Origin of the sequence: Exiguobacterium algae (genome assembly GCF_018617875.1) — a bacterium.
Lineage (GTDB): Bacteria > Bacillota > Bacilli > Exiguobacteriales > Exiguobacteriaceae > Exiguobacterium > Exiguobacterium algae.
Genome location: NZ_JACSKZ010000012.1, coordinates 1 through 927, shown reverse-complemented (window position 1 = coordinate 927; position 927 = coordinate 1). Strand labels below are relative to the sequence as shown.

At 50.1% G+C, this 927-nt stretch carries 8 tRNA genes and 1 rRNA gene; all 9 read right to left on the bottom strand.

Annotation, left to right across the window (positions count from 1 at the left end):
• A tRNA-Leu gene (locus KNP03_RS13405) sits at nt 1-88 on the bottom strand.
• A gap of 9 nt (nt 89-97) precedes the next feature.
• Nucleotides 98-172: transfer RNA gene (locus KNP03_RS13400), tRNA-Gly, on the bottom strand.
• A gap of 11 nt (nt 173-183) precedes the next feature.
• Nucleotides 184-264: transfer RNA gene (locus KNP03_RS13395), tRNA-Leu, on the bottom strand.
• Nucleotides 265-299: 35 nt separating this feature from the next.
• Nucleotides 300-375: transfer RNA gene (locus KNP03_RS13390), tRNA-Lys, on the bottom strand.
• A 13-nt stretch (nt 376-388) separates the two neighbouring features.
• Nucleotides 389-464 (bottom strand) — tRNA-His (locus KNP03_RS13385).
• 10 nt (nt 465-474) lie between these two features.
• Nucleotides 475-550, bottom strand: a tRNA-Thr gene (locus KNP03_RS13380).
• 8 nt (nt 551-558) lie between these two features.
• Nucleotides 559-634, bottom strand: a tRNA-Phe gene (locus KNP03_RS13375).
• A gap of 23 nt (nt 635-657) precedes the next feature.
• Nucleotides 658-733, bottom strand: a tRNA-Asp gene (locus tag KNP03_RS13370).
• A 75-nt stretch (nt 734-808) separates the two neighbouring features.
• Nucleotides 809-925: ribosomal RNA gene (gene rrf / locus KNP03_RS13365) — 5S ribosomal RNA — on the bottom strand.
• Nucleotides 926-927: the final 2 nt, after the last annotated feature.

Sequence of the window (927 nt, the reverse complement as noted above, 5' to 3'; positions counted from 1 at the left end):
TGGTGCGGTCGAGAGGACTTGAACCTCCACGGTGTTAACCACCACTAGGCCCTCAACCTAGCGCGTCTACCGATTCCGCCACGACCGCATGTTAAATTGGAGCGGAAGACGGGATTCGAACCCGCGACCCCGACCTTGGCAAGGTCGTATTCTACCACTGAACTACTTCCGCGTTTTTAGAGATGCGGGTGAAGGGACTCGAACCCCCACGTCAAAGACACTAGATCCTAAGTCTAGCGCGTCTACCAATTCCGCCACACCCGCAAGTTATAAATTATGTGTTAAAAATTAATGAGAAATGGTGAGCCATGCAGGGCTCGAACCTGCGACCCTCTGATTAAAAGTCAGATGCTCTACCAACTGAGCTAATGGCTCATTAATTATAATATGGGGCGGCTGAAGGGAATTGAACCCTCGAATGCCGGAATCACAATCCGGTGCGTTAACCACTTCGCCACAACCGCCATGAAAAAATGGTGCCGGCGAAAGGATTCGAACCCTCGACCCTCTGATTACAAGTCAGATGCTCTACCAACTGAGCTACACCGGCGCTGTAAATGGTGGCTTTGGACGGAATCGAACCGCCGACACAAGGATTTTCAGTCCTTTGCTCTACCAACTGAGCTACAAAGCCATACCTATTAAGTTAAATTAAAATGGCGGTCCCGACGGGATTCGAACCCGCGATCTTCTGCGTGACAGGCAGACATGTTAACCCCTACACCACGGGACCGTTTTTTATTATATCGACTTTACCTATTTTAAATCTCCATAGGGACAAAGTCAATAATTTTTTTGAAAAAACAAAGCCTGGCAACGTCCTATCCTCACAGGGGGGGATCCCCCAACTACTTTCGGCGCTGAGACGCTTAACTTCCGTGTTCGGCATGGGAACGGGTGTGGCCGTCTCGCTATCGCCACCAGACT